Source organism: Niveispirillum fermenti (genome assembly GCF_048066175.1).
Taxonomy (GTDB): Bacteria; Pseudomonadota; Alphaproteobacteria; order Azospirillales; family Azospirillaceae; genus Niveispirillum; species Niveispirillum fermenti.
Genome location: NZ_JBLTXA010000002.1, coordinates 168,760 through 184,305, shown reverse-complemented (window position 1 = coordinate 184,305; position 15,546 = coordinate 168,760). Strand labels below are relative to the sequence as shown.

General features: G+C 63.5%; 21 protein-coding genes. 17 read left to right on the top strand and 4 right to left on the bottom strand.

Annotated features, from left to right (window positions below; all coding sequences use genetic code 11):
• The first annotated feature begins 3 nt into the window (after nt 1-3).
• The 4 genes from ACM9LZ_RS02660 to ACM9LZ_RS02645 all read left to right on the top strand — a co-directional run bounded on the left by ACM9LZ_RS02660 (nt 4) and on the right by ACM9LZ_RS02645 (nt 2,291).
• Nucleotides 4-588, top strand: coding sequence for a hypothetical protein (locus ACM9LZ_RS02660; protein ID WP_416617791.1), 585 nt, complete (start codon nt 4-6; stop codon nt 586-588).
• A 70-nt stretch (nt 589-658) separates the two neighbouring features.
• Nucleotides 659-1,573, top strand: coding sequence for a ribokinase (locus ACM9LZ_RS02655; RefSeq protein WP_416617790.1), 915 nt, complete (start codon nt 659-661; stop codon nt 1,571-1,573).
• Nucleotides 1,574-1,641: 68 nt separating this feature from the next.
• Nucleotides 1,642-2,046 (top strand): hypothetical protein, encoded by a 405-nt coding sequence (locus ACM9LZ_RS02650; protein WP_416617789.1) that lies wholly within the window; start codon nt 1,642-1,644, stop codon nt 2,044-2,046.
• On the top strand, nt 2,046-2,291 hold the full coding sequence (locus tag ACM9LZ_RS02645; RefSeq protein ID WP_416617788.1) for a hypothetical protein: 246 nt from the start codon (nt 2,046-2,048) through the stop codon (nt 2,289-2,291). Before ACM9LZ_RS02650 ends, ACM9LZ_RS02645 begins: the two co-directional genes overlap by 1 nt.
• A gap of 158 nt (nt 2,292-2,449) precedes the next feature.
• Here ACM9LZ_RS02645 and ACM9LZ_RS02640 read toward each other — a convergent pair whose 3' ends face one another.
• Both ACM9LZ_RS02640 and ACM9LZ_RS02635 read right to left on the bottom strand, forming a co-directional pair.
• Nucleotides 2,450-2,992, bottom strand: coding sequence for a PadR family transcriptional regulator (locus tag ACM9LZ_RS02640; protein WP_416617787.1), 543 nt, complete (start codon nt 2,990-2,992; stop codon nt 2,450-2,452).
• Between the two features lie 386 nt (nt 2,993-3,378).
• Nucleotides 3,379-4,200 (bottom strand): class I SAM-dependent methyltransferase, encoded by an 822-nt coding sequence (locus ACM9LZ_RS02635; protein ID WP_416617786.1) that lies wholly within the window; start codon nt 4,198-4,200, stop codon nt 3,379-3,381.
• 268 nt (nt 4,201-4,468) lie between these two features.
• Here ACM9LZ_RS02635 and ACM9LZ_RS02630 point away from each other — a divergent pair, with 268 nt between their 5' ends.
• From ACM9LZ_RS02630 to ACM9LZ_RS02615, 4 genes are all read left to right on the top strand, one after another.
• Nucleotides 4,469-5,143, top strand: a complete 675-nt coding sequence (locus tag ACM9LZ_RS02630) for a response regulator (RefSeq protein ID WP_416617785.1) — start codon at nt 4,469-4,471, stop codon at nt 5,141-5,143.
• Nucleotides 5,140-5,670 (top strand): hypothetical protein, encoded by a 531-nt coding sequence (locus ACM9LZ_RS02625; RefSeq protein ID WP_416617784.1) that lies wholly within the window; start codon nt 5,140-5,142, stop codon nt 5,668-5,670. Before ACM9LZ_RS02630 ends, ACM9LZ_RS02625 begins: the two co-directional genes overlap by 4 nt.
• 143 nt (nt 5,671-5,813) lie before the next feature.
• Nucleotides 5,814-6,299: a MarR family winged helix-turn-helix transcriptional regulator gene (locus ACM9LZ_RS02620; protein WP_416617948.1), complete on the top strand. Its 486-nt coding sequence runs from the start codon at nt 5,814-5,816 to the stop codon at nt 6,297-6,299.
• An 18-nt stretch (nt 6,300-6,317) separates the two neighbouring features.
• Entirely contained in the window at nt 6,318-6,521 is a 204-nt protein-coding gene (locus ACM9LZ_RS02615; protein WP_416617783.1) for a DUF6898 family protein, read from the top strand.
• Nucleotides 6,522-6,776: 255 nt separating this feature from the next.
• On the opposite strand, the gene ACM9LZ_RS02610 is transcribed toward ACM9LZ_RS02615, so the two are convergent.
• On the bottom strand, nt 6,777-7,199 hold the full coding sequence (locus tag ACM9LZ_RS02610; protein ID WP_416617782.1) for a Ros/MucR family transcriptional regulator: 423 nt from the start codon (nt 7,197-7,199) through the stop codon (nt 6,777-6,779).
• 401 nt (nt 7,200-7,600) lie between these two features.
• On the opposite strand from ACM9LZ_RS02610, the gene rpiB reads away from it, so the two are divergent.
• From rpiB to thiL, 9 genes are all read left to right on the top strand, one after another.
• Complete coding sequence (gene rpiB, locus ACM9LZ_RS02605; RefSeq protein WP_416617781.1) at nt 7,601-8,035, top strand: ribose 5-phosphate isomerase B; 435 nt, start codon at nt 7,601-7,603, stop codon at nt 8,033-8,035.
• 30 nt (nt 8,036-8,065) lie between these two features.
• Nucleotides 8,066-9,355, top strand: coding sequence for a serine hydroxymethyltransferase (glyA, locus tag ACM9LZ_RS02600; protein ID WP_416617780.1), 1,290 nt, complete (start codon nt 8,066-8,068; stop codon nt 9,353-9,355).
• A gap of 96 nt (nt 9,356-9,451) precedes the next feature.
• A complete protein-coding gene (nrdR, locus tag ACM9LZ_RS02595; RefSeq protein ID WP_416617779.1) occupies nt 9,452-9,916 on the top strand; it encodes a transcriptional regulator NrdR in 465 nt (154 codons plus the stop codon).
• A gap of 12 nt (nt 9,917-9,928) precedes the next feature.
• A complete protein-coding gene (ribD, locus tag ACM9LZ_RS02590; protein WP_416617778.1) occupies nt 9,929-11,035 on the top strand; it encodes a bifunctional diaminohydroxyphosphoribosylaminopyrimidine deaminase/5-amino-6-(5-phosphoribosylamino)uracil reductase RibD in 1,107 nt (368 codons plus the stop codon).
• Between the two features lie 80 nt (nt 11,036-11,115).
• Nucleotides 11,116-11,706, top strand: a complete 591-nt coding sequence (locus ACM9LZ_RS02585) for a riboflavin synthase (protein ID WP_416617777.1) — start codon at nt 11,116-11,118, stop codon at nt 11,704-11,706.
• A gap of 1 nt (nt 11,707) precedes the next feature.
• The gene (ribB, locus tag ACM9LZ_RS02580; RefSeq protein ID WP_416617776.1) at nt 11,708-12,850 is read left to right on the top strand and encodes a 3,4-dihydroxy-2-butanone-4-phosphate synthase; all 1,143 of its coding nucleotides are present in this window, start codon (nt 11,708-11,710) and stop codon (nt 12,848-12,850) included.
• 30 nt (nt 12,851-12,880) lie between these two features.
• Complete coding sequence (locus tag ACM9LZ_RS02575; protein ID WP_416617775.1) at nt 12,881-13,345, top strand: 6,7-dimethyl-8-ribityllumazine synthase; 465 nt, start codon at nt 12,881-12,883, stop codon at nt 13,343-13,345.
• 15 nt (nt 13,346-13,360) lie between these two features.
• Entirely contained in the window at nt 13,361-13,918 is a 558-nt protein-coding gene (nusB, locus tag ACM9LZ_RS02570) for a transcription antitermination factor NusB (protein ID WP_416617774.1), read from the top strand.
• Entirely contained in the window at nt 13,915-14,916 is a 1,002-nt protein-coding gene (thiL, locus tag ACM9LZ_RS02565; RefSeq protein ID WP_416617773.1) for a thiamine-phosphate kinase, read from the top strand. The genes nusB and thiL overlap by 4 nt, the downstream gene beginning before the upstream one ends.
• Here thiL and ACM9LZ_RS02560 read toward each other — a convergent pair.
• The gene (locus ACM9LZ_RS02560) at nt 14,913-15,326 is read right to left on the bottom strand and encodes a VOC family protein (protein ID WP_416617772.1); all 414 of its coding nucleotides are present in this window, start codon (nt 15,324-15,326) and stop codon (nt 14,913-14,915) included. The two genes, thiL and ACM9LZ_RS02560, sit on opposite strands and share 4 nt — an antisense overlap.
• Nucleotides 15,327-15,546 lie beyond the last annotated feature (220 nt).

The following is a 15,546-nucleotide window of genomic DNA, read 5'->3' as shown; positions in this document are numbered from 1 at the left end:
TCCATGCGCAAAATCCTGACCCTGGCGATCCTTTCGCTTGGCCTTGCCTCCCCGTCGGCCGCGGCACCGGCCGATGATTTCCTGACCCGGTTGAACGCCCTGTGCGGTCAGGCGTTCGAAGGCAGCATCACGGCCAACAGTGACCCCAATCCGGGCAACGATCCGTTCGCCGGCAAGCGGCTTGTCATGCATGTGCGCGAATGTGCCGCCGATCAGGTCAAGGTGCCCTTTCATGTGGGCGATGATCGGTCGCGCACCTGGGTGCTGACGCGCACGGCGGACGGGCTGCGCCTGAAGCACGACCATCGGCATGAGGACGGGTCCGAGGATGCCGTCACGCAATATGGCGGCGACACGTCCGCCCCCGGTACGGCGGAGCGTCAGGAATTTCCCGTCGATTCCTTCTCACAGACCATGTTCGCCGAGCAGAAGCTGCCGCCCGGCGCACAGCAGAATGTCTGGGCCATGGAGGTGAAGCCGGGTTCCGAGTTCATCTATGAATTGTCGCGTCCGGGCCGGCTGTTCCGTGTCACTTTCGACCTGACCCGTCCCGTGCCCCCGCCGCCGGCGCCCTGGGGCCACGAGTGAGCCGCGCGTAAGGCTTTGCAGCCGACGGCGAACGCGATAGGAAGGGCTCTCCAATGAGAGGGGAAGCCCCATGTCCAAGGTCATTGTCGTCGGCAGCATCAATTACGATATCCTGTCCACCATGCGGCGTGCGCCCCGTGCCGGCGAAACGGTGAATGGCGACACGGTGCAACTGATGCCCGGCGGCAAGGGCCTGAACCAGGCCGTGGCCGCCGCGCAGCAGGGGCTGGAGGTGCATTTCGTCGGCCGGGTCGGACAGGACATGTTCGGTGACCGGATTCTGTCCTTCTTCAAGGATAAGGGGATCGCGGCGACCCATGTGGGACGGTCCCCCGACGAGGCGACGGGTTCCGCCCTGATCCTGGTGGAGGCGACAGGGGAAAACCGTATCGTCGTCATTCCCGCGGCGAACCGGCAGATCGTGCCGGCCGACGCCGACGGTCTGCCCATCAGGGCGGGGGATTTGCTGGTCAGCCAGTTCGAGGTGCCCCGGGACACCATCGCTACCCTGTTTGCCCGCGCCCGCGCCGCCGGTGCCCGCACCCTGCTGAATGCCGCGCCGGCGCTGGATGACGCGCCGCCCGGCCTGTGGGCCGATACCGATATCCTCGTCGTCAATGAAACCGAGCTGGGCCATTTCGCCGGCGTCGAACTGGCCGGCGATGCGACCGAGGCGGCGATTGCCGATGCGGCCCGCCGCCTGTTCCGCCGCGCGGGGCAGACGGTGATTGCCACGCTGGGGGTGCGGGGGGCGCTGGCCGTGACGGCGGATGCCCATGTGCTGGTGCCCGGCCGCAAAGTAGCCGCCATCGATACGACAGGCGCCGGTGACTGCTTTGTCGGCAGCCTGGCCGCGCGGCTGGCAGCCGGTGACGACATGCGGGATGCGCTGCGCTATGCCAATGTCGCCGCATCGATCGCCTGCACCCGCATCGGGACGGGAACGGCCATGCCCACAGCGACAGAGGTCCTCGCCGCCATGTGAAATTGCCTTGGGATCGACCGCCGGGTTCGTTACTCTGGCGGAAGGACCCAGCCAGGGGAGCCCTTGCCATGAGCGACACCTATGTCACGCTCAAGATTCGCGAAGCCTTGAAGGTGGCCCAGGGCAGTCGTGCCCAGGCACAGCGCGTGTTGATCACCTGGGCGCTGGATGACGAGCAACTGCTTCGGGGCCTGTGCAAGCCCTTTCTGAAGGCCATTGCCGGCAGTGCCGTGGATCGCGTGGCCCGGGGCGGCGGCGCAGCCGCGCCGGTGTCGCCGGCGCCGGGCCAGGGTATCGCCCGATCCGCCCGGCCGGCCGGCGGCCCGAAGAAGCTGTCACCGCAGATGATGGATGCCATCATCGCCCGCATGGGAACGGGAGGCACCCCGCCCAAACCCGATGACGGGGCACCGGATCAGGCCGACAACCTGAAGGCACTGGCCGCCGCGTTCACCCAGCGCAAGAAGCCGTGATGCGGCGCATCACCGCCATCCTTCTGCTGGCCGTCCTGGTGTCTGTGACGATGCCTGCCGCCGCACAGCAGGCGGAAGCCAAGGAAGCGGCCCGATCTGCCAATTGCGCCCCGGGCAAGCTGGAGGTGCTGAAGCAGGTCACAGGCCGCGTCGGAGAGACTATTTACAAGGTCAGTTGTACCGGCCAGAAGGACGCTTTTGTCGTCATCCAGTGCCGGGACCGGACCTGCACCGTGCTGCGTTAGAGCGGTTTTCCGTTGACGGGAAATCCGATCCGGCGGCGACTGCCGCCGCGCGGCCCGTGCCGCGTAGCCAACCCACGGATGGCGGCGCCCGGCGCATGAGGGATGCATTGATCAGCATCATAGGTTCTGATCAATGCAGATACGGATAAGCGGACCGGTTACGCCACCTGGCTTTCCATCAGGGCAGCCGCCACGAGTTCATGACGGTGCTCCTCCAGATAGGTTGCCACGGCCCGGTAGATGGCAAGACCCATGCCCTCCACGAACCGCTCACCGGGAGTGCGCAGGGTTGTTTCCCCCTCCACTTCCAGCGTGGCGATGATCCGGCGGTAATCGGCGATCCTGTCCCCGATGATCCGGTCCAGATGCCGCGGCGGCAGCAGATGCCCGAAGCTGAGGATGAACATCAGGTCTGACCGCAGCTTGTCCGGCGCGGGGGTCCGGGTCAGCGTCTGATACAGCGCATGGCGGCCCGCCGGCGTGATGCGGTACAGTTTCTTGTCCGGGCGGCCATCGCCATTGTGCGGCAACATGACGATCAGGCCATCGTCCAGCAGGCGCCGCAACGCCGGATAAATCGAACCAAAGCCGGCATCACTGAAATGGCTGAGCGGCCCGTCCTCGAACTCCTTGCGGATCTCATACCCCGATGCGTCGCCGCGGCTGAGAACCCCAAGGCATAGTGTCTTAACGTCAATCATCACACACCTGTCTGAAGTCCCGACACGATATAGCGTGGCTTCACTTAGTCAAGGCATGCATCAAATTGATATATCTCGGACCGCTAATCCCTTTGGTGAGGGGCGGTCGAGAAGTTATTCTTTTTCTAGCTGCTTTTTTCCCACCTCCCCGGCGAAGGCCAGGGGCCAGATCGTCGAGCATGGCCCTGTCATTCTGGACCCCTGCCTTCTCGTGATCGTAATTTGGCACTTATACCAACGTGCGATGAGTAGAACTCATCGCACGTTGGTCCGGCGGCGACCGCCACAGCACCGCTCGTGAGGCGTCGCCCGAGCCAACGTATGTTGGCGCCGGCGACTGAGGGCGGTGATCAGAACCAATTGGTTCTGATCACCGCAAAATAGTATTAGGCCTGGAAGCACAGCAAGTGGACGGCGCTCCTGACCTCGACTCGGTGCTGGGCGTCCGCAAGGGCCCTGTAATGGCTGGCGATATGGTCGTGAAGGCGGGCTGTGGCCATGGTGTCCGCCCCGGCCAGCCGTGGTGTGAAGGCCATGTCCAGCGTGGCGCGCCAGAATGGCCTTGTCCCGTCCGCCATGGTGCGCAGCCGCAGCGTCCTGTATTCGGCCGCTGCAAATCCCGCCTGCCGGGCGGCGGGCAAGAGCGGGGCCGGATCGGCGAAACGGAACAGCGGCGGCAACAAGGACGCCGGATCGGGCCCCAGAACAGTGTCCAGGCACTGGTCTAATTGATCGAACAGGCTGTTCTCCGCCCGGTTTCCCCACACAGCCAGGGCAGCATTGCCGCCCGGTCGCAGAACGCGGTGCATCTCCCGCAATGCGGCTGGCACATCCGGCACGAACATCAGCCCGAAACGGCACAGGACATGGTCGAAGCTCCGGTCCGGAAAGGGCAGGGCGGTCATGTCGGCCGCGACAGGTACTGGTGCCGCCGATGTCCGGCCCGCAGCGCGCGCCCGCAAGGTACGCAGCATGTCAGGCACGAGATCGCAGGCCACGATCAGCCCGTTGCCACCCAGCCTCTCCGCCTGGCTCAAGGAGGGTTCGCCGACACCGGCCGCAACGTCCAGGACCCGTGCGCCCGGCGCTGCCGCCGCCAGGTCCAACAACGGCATATTGATACGGATCGCCGGGTCCGCGACCTGTTCGGCCCATCGGCTCCAGGCGTCGGCACTTTGCGTCCAGCGCAGCTGTTCCTGCAAGTCCATGACTGCACCCTTCTGCATTAGCTTTAAGAAATGATTAACATCGGTTGTACCACTGTTCTCGGCATGCGTTCGTTTTGTAATAGGATCAATGTAAAAGCGAAATCGTATGTTAATGAGGCATGAACACCTGCGTAAGGTGGCGCCGCCTATTGGGACTCCATAAACTTATGCTTAAGAATATCATTTCAGCGCTTGCAATCGATGGATTGCGGGCCGATAGCTGTGGAAGGTTTAATCACGCCTTTCCCGCTCCCATGCATTCAGGCCGATGAGCAAGCAATCCTCCACCGGAAAATTCTATCGCTTCGACGGATTGTCCGTGATGGTCGCGGATGACAACCGCTTCGTACGGTCCATCATGGTAACCATCCTGAAGGCGTTGGGGGTCGGCAAGGTGCTGCAGGCCGACAATGGTGAGGAGGCGATGGCCATCCTGGACGTTTCGGCGCAGATGGACAGCACGGCCGGCAGGGATGTGGATATCATCTTCGCCGACCATCTGATGGAACCGATGGATGGTGTGGCCCTTCTGAAATGGGTTCGCGGCCACGAAAGCGACAAGGTCCGGTTCCTGCCGTTCGTCATGATGAGCGGCGAGGCCGACGAGGCTGCCGTGCGGCTGGCCCGCGACAATGGCGTCACGGAATACCTGGCCAAGCCCATGTCGGTGATGAATGTTGCCACCCGGCTTCTGGCCATCATCGATCGGCCACGATCGTTCGTCCGCGCGCCGAATTATTTCGGGCCGGACCGGCGGCGACAATCCACTTCCTATGACGGGCCCGAAAAACGTCTGATGAACCCCGAAGATGTGCGCGTTGTGGACGAAGGCGCGCATATGGTTATCGACAGCGCGCCCGAAACCATGGAGAATCCCGATCTTCCCGTGACGGAGGAGGGTGCGGCCAATAGTGAGGCCGGAACCCGTCGGGTGAGCGCATGAACGACAATTTCAGGCCTGAAGCATTGGCATCCGGTGTTGAGATCATAAAGCGGCCCAACAAGCTGCGCGAGAAGGTGGGTGGCTCGCCGGATGGCAAGCCGGGCCGCATTGATCCCATGTCGCTGACACGGGCGATGACGCATGTCTCCCGCATGTCGGATGCCCACAATGCCCAGACCCGGCTCGACATTTCCGACCTGCAGCAGGCCTATCAGCAGGCGCTGACCGATACGGACGGGCGGGCCCAGCATCTGCGCCGCATCATCAAGATCAGTGACGGCATCATGACGCTGGGCAAGACCTTCGGCTATGATCTGCTGTCGGACTTTGCAAATTCGCTCAACCATTTTCTCGTCCCGCTTTCGGCTCCTACGGTGGCCCAGCTCCAGGTGGTCGGCCTGCATATTGATGCCATGCACGCGCTGGTCCGTGACGATATCAAGGGCGATGGCGGGCAATTGGGACAGGCATTGGCCCTTTCGCTTCAGATGGCGCGGACCAAGCTGGGTGCCAAGCGAACAAGCTGATTAAACGGGAAAACCATATTCTCCCGTGCCGCGAGGCCATCGCGGCGCGAATGGGGTATCGTTTTTGACTAGGCATTATGCAATATCGTGTTAAAACGCGATGTTTGTTGCTTGGTTCACTTCCCGCCGATTATCTGCGACGGATGGAGATGGCGTTGCGTCAACCCTATTACGATAGCATCCTGCTTATTGAGCGGCTGCACCGCCATTTCCTGGAAGTGCTGAAGGTAGAGCTGGATCGTCTCGGCATGCAGGACATCAACAATGTTCAGAGCCTGATTCTCTACAATATTGGCGATGACGAGCTAACCGTTGGGGAGTTGACGGCCCGGGGCTACTACCTCGGCTCCAACGTGTCCTACAATGTCAAGAAGATGCACGAAAACGGGTATCTGACGCAGGAACGCTCGCCTCATGATCGCCGGTCGGTACGGGTGCGCCTGTCGGATAAGGGCCTGCTGCTGCGTGACCGGATCAGCGAACTGTTCGCCCGTCAGGTAGATGCCCTGGACCGGAACGGCCTGGCGGCTGGCGAACTGGCCAATGCTAACGACACCATGCGCAAACTGGAACGGTTCTGGACCTCCTCGCTTTCCTATGGCGCCTATGTGGCGCCGGGAACGCAGTGATCGGGATGGGGTTGCATCATGCCGCGACGCCCCCTCAACGAAGGCGACGTGCTCATTGAATTCCAGCCGATGGGCGCCATCGTAAGGGTGAGCGCCATCGACCCCGTGACCAACACGGAGGTGGTCATACAGGGGCCGGCCAATGCCGGGCGCCTTGTTCTGACCCGTAACGCGCTGGCCAAGTTGAATTATGTGCTGCGTAAGGCAGGCGGCGTTTCGTGACGTTCCTGCCTGCTTATACCAACGTGCGATGAGTAGAACTCAACGCAATTTGGTCCGGCGGCGACTGCCACAGCACCGCTCGTGCGGCGTCGCCCGCGCCAACGAATGTTGGCGCGGGCAATTGAGGGCGGTGACCAGAATCTATAGGTTCTGGTCACCGCAAAATAGTATTAAAGCACCATGGCCGCCCGGCTGGTTTACGCGGATGGCCATGGTGGTAATTAAAACAGCGGGTTGGGACGGCACCCCCTGCCGTCAGCGGCGCGAGGGGCCGCGGCCAAGACCGATCTGCTTGGCGAATTCCGACCGCTGCGCGGCATAGTTCGGTGCAACCATCGGGTAGTCGGGCGGCAGCCCCCACTTGGCCCGATATTCGTCCGGGGTCATGTTGTAGGTGGAGCGCAGATGCCGTTTCAGCATCTTCAGCTTCTTCCCGTCTTCCAGGCAGATGATGTATTCCGGCGTCACCGACTTCTTGATCGGCACGGCGGGACGCACCGGCTCCACCGGCACCTCTTCGGGGATTTCATGCAGGCCGGACAGGGTGCCATAGACCGCGTTGATCACATCCGGCAGGTTCTGCGTGGACAATGTATTGTGGCCCACATAGGCGGAAACGATGTCCGTCGTCATCCGCAGAAGCTCATTGGCCGAGATAGTGTTGTCCGGCTGATCCATTTTTTCTGGGTCCTGAACAGTAAACATCATGCATGTGTCACATGGCATGCACACCCGCGGCTGTCAACAAGAACTGAGTGGGTATTCGTGTTGATTACTTATATTTCATTGTGCGCTCTTGTATCCCCTGTGTGACGCGCTCGGCCTGATGTCATATCTCCTTTGTGGAGACATTGCAGATTGCATGTTTCAATTGTTTCCATTTTGAAATATCTACCTTTTGGACAGGGTGGGCATGAGGCGCGCGTGATGGGCAATGCCGGGCTGCTTTGGCGTCCGGGGGCGGAAACTGGTGTAAGCGCAACACTTCTGCTAGGGTCCAGCGCGTCGGGTACCCACTATGTTTGGGTGCCGGCAACCATTTCTCTGCGCCGGGCATGCGGCCCGGAAAAGGATTGTCCATGGGTGCGCAGATCATCGCGATTGCCAGCGATCATGCCGGACCGGAACTGAAGGCGCAATTGTCGGAACAGTTGCGGGAGGCCGGCCACACGGTCCTGGATCTGGGCACGAACGGTCCGGAATCGGTCGATTATCCCCGTTACGCCGATGCGGTGGCCGCGGCCCTGGCCGATGGCCGGGCCCAGATGGGCATCCTGATCTGCGGCACCGGCATCGGCATTTCCATTGCCGCCAACCGCCACAGCCATGTGCGCGCCGCCCTTTGCCATACACCCACCGATGCCCGCCTGACGCGCCTGCACAATGATGCGAACGTCCTGGTGCTGGGCGCCCGTACCATCGGGGTGGAAGTGGCGAAGGACTGCGTCGCCACCTTCTTCTCCACGGAATTCGAAGGCGGCCGACATGCCCGCCGCGTTGCCATGTTGGGTTGATCCCGACCGGTATATGAGGACCAAGAGCAAATGGACAGCATTCAGGGTTCCCGTTTCTTCACCGACAGTCTGGCCGAGGCCGATCCCGATCTCCACGCCGCCATCCGCAAGGAATTGGGCCGGCAGCAGGACCAGATCGAGCTGATCGCGTCGGAGAACATCGTCTCCACCGCCGTGCTGGAGGCACAGGGCTCCGTCCTGACCAACAAGTATGCCGAAGGTTATTCGGGCAAGCGCTATTATGGCGGCTGCGAATATGTCGACATTGCCGAGACGCTGGCGATCGAGCGGGCCAAGCAGCTTTTCGACTGCGCCTATGCCAATGTGCAGCCGCATAGCGGCGCGCAGGCGAATCAGGCCGTGTTCATGGCGCTGCTGCAACCCGGCGACACCTTCATGGGCATGGATCTGGCGGCCGGCGGCCACCTGACCCATGGCGCGCCGGCCAACCAGTCGGGCAAGTGGTTCAAGGTTGTGTCCTATGGGGTGACCCGCGACACCCACCTGATCGACTATGACGACATGGAGGCCAAGGCGCGTGAGCACAAGCCGAAGCTGATCATTGCCGGCGGCTCGGCCTATCCGCGCCAGATCGATTTCGCCCGCTTCCGCAAGATCGCGGACGAGATCGGCGCCTATCTCATGGTGGACATGGCACATTATGCCGGTCTCGTGGCGGCCGGCGTCTATCCCTCGCCGCTGCCGCACGCCCATATCGTCACGACCACCACGCACAAGACCTTGCGCGGTCCGCGCGGCGGCATGATCCTGTCCAATGACCTGGAATTGGGCAAGAAGATCAACTCCGCCGTGTTCCCGGGCCTGCAGGGCGGCCCGCTGATGCATGTCATCGCTGCCAAGGCCGTGGCCTTCGGCGAAGCACTGAAGCCGGAATTCAAGACCTATGCCGGCAATGTGGTGGCCAATGCGCGGGTCCTGGCGGAACGGCTGATCGCCGGCGGCCTGGACATCGTGTCCGGCGGCACCGACAGCCACATCGTGCTGGTCGATCTGCGCCCCAAGAAGCTGACGGGCAAGGCTGCCGAGCATGCCCTGGAAAATTCCGGCATGACCTGCAACAAGAACGGCGTGCCGTTCGACCCGGAAAAGCCGTTCGTGACCTCCGGCGTGCGCCTGGGCAGCCCGGCTGCCACGACGCGCGGTTTCGGCACGGCGGAGTTTGCGCAGATCGGCGACATGATCGTTGAGGTGCTGGACGCGCTGGCCGTCAGCAATGGCGACAACAGTGCCGCGGAAGGCAGGGTACGGGCCCGCGTCCAGGAATTGTGCCGCCGCTTCCCGATTTATCCGACGCTTTGATTTCTCGTGAGTACCGCCCCCGGATCCTGTGACAGGGCCGGGGGCCTTTTCTGGCAGTGGCCGCTGGTGCAACGACAATAACGACGGAGGGGTTTCATGCGCTGCCCGTTCTGCGGGAATGACGACACCCAGGTGAAGGACAGCCGTCCGACCGAAGACGGGTCCGCCATCCGCCGCCGCCGTTTCTGTCCCGCCTGCGGGGCCCGCTTCACCACGTTCGAGCGGGTGCAGTTGCGCGAGTTGTATGTCGTCAAAAGCTCTGGTCAGCGGGAACCATTCGACCGGGAGAAGCTGTTGCGGTCCATGCGCATTTCCCTGCGCAAGCGTCCCGTCGATGCCGACAGGGTCGACCGCGTGGTCAATTCCATCGTGCGCCAGCTTGAAAGCAGCGGCGAGACCGAAATCCCGTCCACCCAGATCGGCGAGATGGTGATGAACCATCTGAACGGCATCGATAAGGTGGCTTATATCCGTTACGCATCCGTCTATCGGGATTTCCGCGAGGCGTCGGACTTCAACCAGTTCGTCGAAACGCTGCGGCCCGACACCAAGACGGACTGAGGCGGCTCCCGCATGACCGTCCTGCCGGCCTTCACCGAGGATGACCGCGCGCATATGGGGGCGGCCCTGGCGCTGGCGCGGCGCAATCTGGGCCGGGTCTGGCCCAACCCGTCGGTGGGCTGCATCGTGGTTGGCGGCGATGGTCGCGTCCTGGGCCGCGGCGTCACCGCCCCCGGCGGCCGGCCGCACGGTGAACCGCAGGCCCTGGCACAGGCGGGTGCCGGCGCGGGCGGGGCCACGGTCTATGTCAGCCTGGAACCCTGCAATCATCACGGCCGGACGCCCCCCTGTTCGGAGGCGCTGATCGCCGCCGGCGTGGCGCGTGTCGTGGTGGCCTGCGAGGACCCCGACCCGCGCGTGTCGGGCGGTGGCATCCGCCGGCTGCGCGAAGCCGGCATCCGCGTGGATGTGGGGCTGTGTGCGCAGGAAGCGCTGGACGTCAATTTCGGTTTCATCACGCGCATTGTGAAAGGCCGACCCGGCGTCACCCTGAAGCTGGCCACCAGCCTGGACGGGCGGGTGGCCACCGTCAGCGGTCACAGTCAATGGATCACGGGCCCCGAAAGCCGTGCGCGCGGGCACATGCTCCGGGCCAACCATGATGCCATCCTGGTCGGCATCGGCACGGCTCTGGCCGATGATCCGGAACTGACCTGCCGCCTGCCGGGGCTGGAGGATCATAGCCCCATCCGCGTCGTGCTGGACAGCAGCCTGCGCCTGCCCGTCACCTCGAAGCTGGCGGTCGGCGCAGCCGCGACTCCCACCTGGGTCGTCACCCTTGCGGACGCGGACGCAGACCGTATCGCGGCGCTGGAGACGCTGGGCGTGCGGGTGCTTCGCGTGGCACCCGATGCCGATGGCCGGTTGCCGGTGGCCGGCGCGCTGGCCACGCTGGCCGGACAGGGGATCACCAGGGTGCTGGTGGAAGGCGGGGCGGCGGTCGCTACATCCTTCCTGAAGGCCGGACTGGTCGATCGTGTGGAATGGTTCAGGGCGCCGATGCTGATCGGTGGTGACGGGCTGGCGGCCATCGGTCCGCTGGGAACCGACATCCTGGCCCAGGCCCTGCGTTTTCTGCCCCCCGATGACCAGCAGGTGTCCTATCGCCTGTCAGGCTGACGGCCGGTCCCCCCCGCCATGCGCCCCGCGCAACCATCGCCCTCTCGCGCATTGTCGCGCCAAGCCCTAGGTTATCGCCCATGTTTACCGGAATCATCACCGATGTCGGCCGCGTCGTGGAGATCGAGCGCCGTGGCGACCTGAGACTGACCATCGAGACGCGGTTCGACCTGGACCATGTCGCCATGGGTGCGTCCATCGCGTCCAACGGGGTCTGCCTGACCGTGGTGGAGAAGCTGGCGCATGCCTACAAGGCTGATGTGTCCGCAGAAACCATTGCCAAGACCACCGTCGGCGACTGGATCGTCGGTACGCCGCTGAACCTGGAACGATCCCTCAAACTGGGGGACGAATTGGGCGGACATCTGGTCTATGGCCATGTCGACGGTGTGGCAGAGGTCGTTTCGGTGACGCCCGACGGCGACAGCCATCGCTGGCGCTTTCGCGTACCGGGCACTTTGAAACGCTTCATCGCGGCCAAGGGGTCGGTGGCGCTCAACGGCGTGTCCCTGACCGTGAATGAGGTGGAGGACGATGTCTTCGGCGTCAACATCATCCCGCACACGACAGAACAGACGACCTTCGGCCTGATCGGGCCGGGCGCGCGCATCAATCTTGAAGTGGATATGCTGGCGCGCTACGTCGCGCGGCTGGTTGGAAAGGAAGCCTGAGATGTCGGCCACGGAAACCCGCCTGACGGAAGAGGATCGGCCCGTGCTGTCCAGCACGGAGGAACTGATCGAGGAGGCGCGCCAGGGCCGCATGTTCATTCTGGTCGATGACGAGGATCGCGAGAATGAGGGGGATCTGGTGATCCCCGCATCGGCGGCCACGCCCGAGGCCATCAATTTCATGGCCCGGTTCGGCCGTGGCCTGATCTGTCTGGCCATCGACAGCCCGATGAACGAGCGCCTGCGGCTGCCTCTGATGGCACAGCAGAATGGCACCCGTCACCAGACGGCCTTCACGGTTTCCATCGAAGCGCGTGAAGGTGTCACGACCGGTATTTCCGCTGCCGACCGTTCGCGGACCATCCAGGTCGCCATCGATCCCAATGTGGACCCGCGCGACATCGTCACGCCGGGCCATGTCTTCCCGCTGCTGGCACGCGATGGCGGCACGCTGGTCCGGGCCGGGCATACCGAGGCGTCTGTTGATTTCTCCCGTCTGGCCGGCCTGCCTGCCGCCGGCGTGATCTGTGAGATCATGAATGATGACGGCACCATGGCCCGCATGCCGGACCTGGTGAAGTTCGCGCAGTTGCACGGCCTGAAGATCGGCACCATCGCCGACCTGATCGCCTATCGCCGCCGGACGGAAACCATCATCGAGCGCTCGTACCGCACCGTGCTGGACAGCCACCATGGCGGGCGGTTCGAGATGATCGTCTATCGCAACCGCATCAGCGGGGCCGAACATATCGCCCTCGTCAAGGGCGACATCCATGATGGTGTGCCGGTGCCTGTACGCATGCACTCCCTGAACATCGTGAAGGACCTGCTGGGCGACAACCGCCACGGCCCCGTGGGCGGGCTGGAATCTGCCATGAAGGCCGTGGGCGACGATGGGCGCGGCGTCATCGTGCTGATGCGCGATGCACAGCCCTTCTCGCTGGCTGACCGGCTGCGCGCCATCGATGATGGCAATGCCGACCTGGCGGGCGAGCTGCGCGACTATGGCATCGGCGCCCAGATTCTCAACGATCTGGGTGTGAAGCGCATGGTCCTGCTGAGCAATACCAAAAAGACGGTGGTGGGCCTCGAAGGCTATGGCTTGACCATTGTCGGCCAGCGGGCCATACCCAGCCTCTTCTGATCCATTCCTTCAGTCTGACAGGATACGACCATGGCCGACGCGCCCCATATCATGATCGTCGAGGCCCGTTTCTACGACGACCTTGCCGATGAACTGGTCAAGGGTGCCGTGGCGGCGCTGGAAGCGGCCGGTGCGACCTATGAGATTTTCCAGGTGCCCGGCGCCTATGAGATCCCGGCCGCCATCCAGTTTTCCGTGCGATCGATGGATTTCTATTCCGGTCGCCGCCGTTTCGACGGCTATGTGGCCCTGGGCTGCGTGATCCGTGGTGAGACAACGCATTACGACTATGTCTGTCAGGAAAGCGCCCGTGGCCTGTCGGAACTGGCATTGCGCCACACGCTGGCCATCGGCAACGGCATTCTGACGACGGAGAATTATGAGCAGGCCTGGGCCCGCGCCGCCGTCAACCAGAAGAACAAGGGCGGATTCGCCGCCAATGCCTGCCTTCAGATGATCGAGCTGAAGAAGCAATTCCGTCTCTATTCCCGCTGAGTTCCAGGTCCCGACATGCCCCCCCGCAAGAAGATCACCGCGCCCGCCAAGCCGGAGCCGCCGCCCAAGATCAAGCCCACCGGCTCCGCCAAGGCCCGGCGCAGTGCCGCCCGGCTGGCCGCTGTCCAGGGCCTTTACCAGATTGATCTGGCCGGCGCCTCCAGCGAGACGGTGATCCATGAATTCGTTCGTCACCGGATCGGGCAGGAACAGGATGGCGACGAGTTCGTGACGGCCGAGCCGCAATTGTTCGCCGACATCGTGCGCGGCGTGCAGGCCCGCCTGGCCGATGTGGACCAGATGCTGGGGGGCCTGCTGAGCCAGCAATGGTCGCTGGAACGCATGGAACTGCTGCTGCGCGCCATCCTGCGGGCCGGGGCGTGGGAGTTGCTGGCCAACGAGGCCGTGCCGCCCCACATCATCATCAATGATTATATCGATGTGGCCCATGCCTTCTTTTCCGGTCGGGAACCGGGAATGGTGAACGGGGTGCTGGACAAGCTGGCCCGCACCCTGCGTCCGGCTGAAATGGCGGCCCGGACGGCGGCAAAAGGCGGGGCGGGAACGCCGTGACGGAACAGGCTGGCGACAGGCTGGGGGAGTTCGGCCGGATCGAGCGTTTCTTCCGGCCGCTGGCTGTCGGTGTGCCCGGTGCCTTCGACCTGACCGATGATGCCGCGGTTCTGGACATTCCCGCGGACCAGCAACTCGTCGTCACGACCGACGCCATGGTGTCCGGCGTGCATTTCCTGCCGCAGGACGATCCGGCCGACCTGGCGTACAAGCTGCTGGCCGTCAATATGTCGGACCTTGCCGCCAAGGGGGCCGAGCCATTGGCCTACAGCCTGGTGACGGCCCTGCCGCGCGCGGTCGGGGACGAATGGGTCGGTGCCTTTGCCGGCGGGTTGGGCAGGGCGCAGAAGGAATTCAAGGTCAACCTGCTGGGGGGCGATACGGTTGCGACCTCCGGTCCTTTGTCGCTGACCGTCACCGCCCTGGGACTGGTGCCGTTCCAGCGCATGATCCGCCGCAAGGGAGCCAGGCCGGGCGACGCGCTGTTCGTGACGGGCCATATCGGCGATGCGGCCCTTGGCTTGAAGCTGGCCCAGGGGACATTGACCAGCCCTGTGGCGGACAATGACCGGGCCTATCTGTTGTCCCGGCTGCGCCGGCCCAGCCCGCGGCTGGATTTCGTGGCATCCCTGCGCGTGTTCGGCACGGCAGCCCTGGATATATCGGACGGGCTGATCGCGGATCTGCGTCACCTGGCCCTGGCCAGCAAGGTACGCCTGCACCTGGATGCCCGGGCCGTGCCGCTTTCGGCCCCGGCCTTGCGCGTCCTGCTGTCCCAGCCCGCTCTGCGGTCCCTGATGTTGACGGGCGGTGACGATTACGAAGTGGCCTTCACGGCCCCGCAGGAAAAGGCGGAAGACATCGCCGCCGCCGCCGCCAGTGCCGGGATCGCGGTTACCCGCATCGGCAAGGTGATTGAAGGTGACCCGGGGCTGGACGTATCGGGTACCGAAGGGATGTCACCTGATTTCGGCATCGGTGGCTGGCGCCATTTTTAGGGCAAGCGGGCCTTCAACTCCACATTGTTGCCCTCCGGATCGCGGAGATAGAGAGACGGCCCCTCGCCGCCGGCGCCATAGCGCTGGCCGACAGGGCCGGCCTCCACGCCGTGGCGTGCGAGATGGGCCTTGATCTCCGCTTCATCGAACGGGCTGATTTCCAGGCAGAAATGCTCCAGATTGCGCCCCTCCGCCCCCGGCCCGGCGCCGCCGGCCGCTCCAAGCTTGCCATCCAATGGCACAAGATCGATCAGGCTGTTGCCGGCCCGCAGTTGGTAAAGCCCTACCTCCGGCAATATCCGCTCCATCCGGCAGCCCAGTATATCGGTGTAGAAGCCGATCATCCGGTCGATGTCGCGAACACGCAGGACGATATGGTCCAGTCCCTTGAGTTCAAAGGGCACTGTCATCGTCGTTCCTCCCCTGTTCATGGCCCCGCCTTTCGGTGCGGCGCAGTGTCGCAATACCGCACACATGTACGTTGGTCGGGCTTCTCTCACCAAGAATCATCGGGTCAGTATCCTTGAAAATCAAGACCATACACGTCTCCACCCAGTGTTTCCGTACAATATCCCGCCAATAGGTAATATCCCCTATTGGCGGGATATTCACTTTCGTATAATCCCGCTT

What these genes read in the sequence shown, in the direction of transcription:
- nrdR (WP_416617779.1), top strand. Translation starts at nt 9,452, where the DNA reads ATGCGCTGCCCGTTCTGCGGGAATGACGACACCCAGGTGAAGGACAGC.
- ACM9LZ_RS02630 (WP_416617785.1), top strand. Translation starts at nt 4,469, where the DNA reads ATGAGCAAGCAATCCTCCACCGGAAAATTCTATCGCTTCGACGGATTG.
- ACM9LZ_RS02640 (WP_416617787.1), bottom strand. Translation starts at nt 2,992, where the DNA reads ATGATTGACGTTAAGACACTATGCCTTGGGGTTCTCAGCCGCGGCGAC.
- ACM9LZ_RS02575 (WP_416617775.1), top strand. Translation starts at nt 12,881, where the DNA reads ATGGCCGACGCGCCCCATATCATGATCGTCGAGGCCCGTTTCTACGAC.
- ACM9LZ_RS02620 (WP_416617948.1), top strand. Translation starts at nt 5,814, where the DNA reads ATGGAGATGGCGTTGCGTCAACCCTATTACGATAGCATCCTGCTTATT.
- ACM9LZ_RS02645 (WP_416617788.1), top strand. Translation starts at nt 2,046, where the DNA reads ATGCGGCGCATCACCGCCATCCTTCTGCTGGCCGTCCTGGTGTCTGTG.
- ribB (WP_416617776.1), top strand. Translation starts at nt 11,708, where the DNA reads ATGTCGGCCACGGAAACCCGCCTGACGGAAGAGGATCGGCCCGTGCTG.
- ACM9LZ_RS02625 (WP_416617784.1), top strand. Translation starts at nt 5,140, where the DNA reads ATGAACGACAATTTCAGGCCTGAAGCATTGGCATCCGGTGTTGAGATC.
- ACM9LZ_RS02635 (WP_416617786.1), bottom strand. Translation starts at nt 4,200, where the DNA reads ATGGACTTGCAGGAACAGCTGCGCTGGACGCAAAGTGCCGACGCCTGG.
- ACM9LZ_RS02615 (WP_416617783.1), top strand. Translation starts at nt 6,318, where the DNA reads ATGCCGCGACGCCCCCTCAACGAAGGCGACGTGCTCATTGAATTCCAG.
- ACM9LZ_RS02610 (WP_416617782.1), bottom strand. Translation starts at nt 7,199, where the DNA reads ATGGATCAGCCGGACAACACTATCTCGGCCAATGAGCTTCTGCGGATG.
- ACM9LZ_RS02655 (WP_416617790.1), top strand. Translation starts at nt 659, where the DNA reads ATGTCCAAGGTCATTGTCGTCGGCAGCATCAATTACGATATCCTGTCC.
- nusB (WP_416617774.1), top strand. Translation starts at nt 13,361, where the DNA reads ATGCCCCCCCGCAAGAAGATCACCGCGCCCGCCAAGCCGGAGCCGCCG.
- glyA (WP_416617780.1), top strand. Translation starts at nt 8,066, where the DNA reads ATGGACAGCATTCAGGGTTCCCGTTTCTTCACCGACAGTCTGGCCGAG.
- ACM9LZ_RS02560 (WP_416617772.1), bottom strand. Translation starts at nt 15,326, where the DNA reads ATGACAGTGCCCTTTGAACTCAAGGGACTGGACCATATCGTCCTGCGT.
- rpiB (WP_416617781.1), top strand. Translation starts at nt 7,601, where the DNA reads ATGGGTGCGCAGATCATCGCGATTGCCAGCGATCATGCCGGACCGGAA.
- ACM9LZ_RS02585 (WP_416617777.1), top strand. Translation starts at nt 11,116, where the DNA reads ATGTTTACCGGAATCATCACCGATGTCGGCCGCGTCGTGGAGATCGAG.
- ACM9LZ_RS02650 (WP_416617789.1), top strand. Translation starts at nt 1,642, where the DNA reads ATGAGCGACACCTATGTCACGCTCAAGATTCGCGAAGCCTTGAAGGTG.
- ribD (WP_416617778.1), top strand. Translation starts at nt 9,929, where the DNA reads ATGACCGTCCTGCCGGCCTTCACCGAGGATGACCGCGCGCATATGGGG.
- ACM9LZ_RS02660 (WP_416617791.1), top strand. Translation starts at nt 4, where the DNA reads ATGCGCAAAATCCTGACCCTGGCGATCCTTTCGCTTGGCCTTGCCTCC.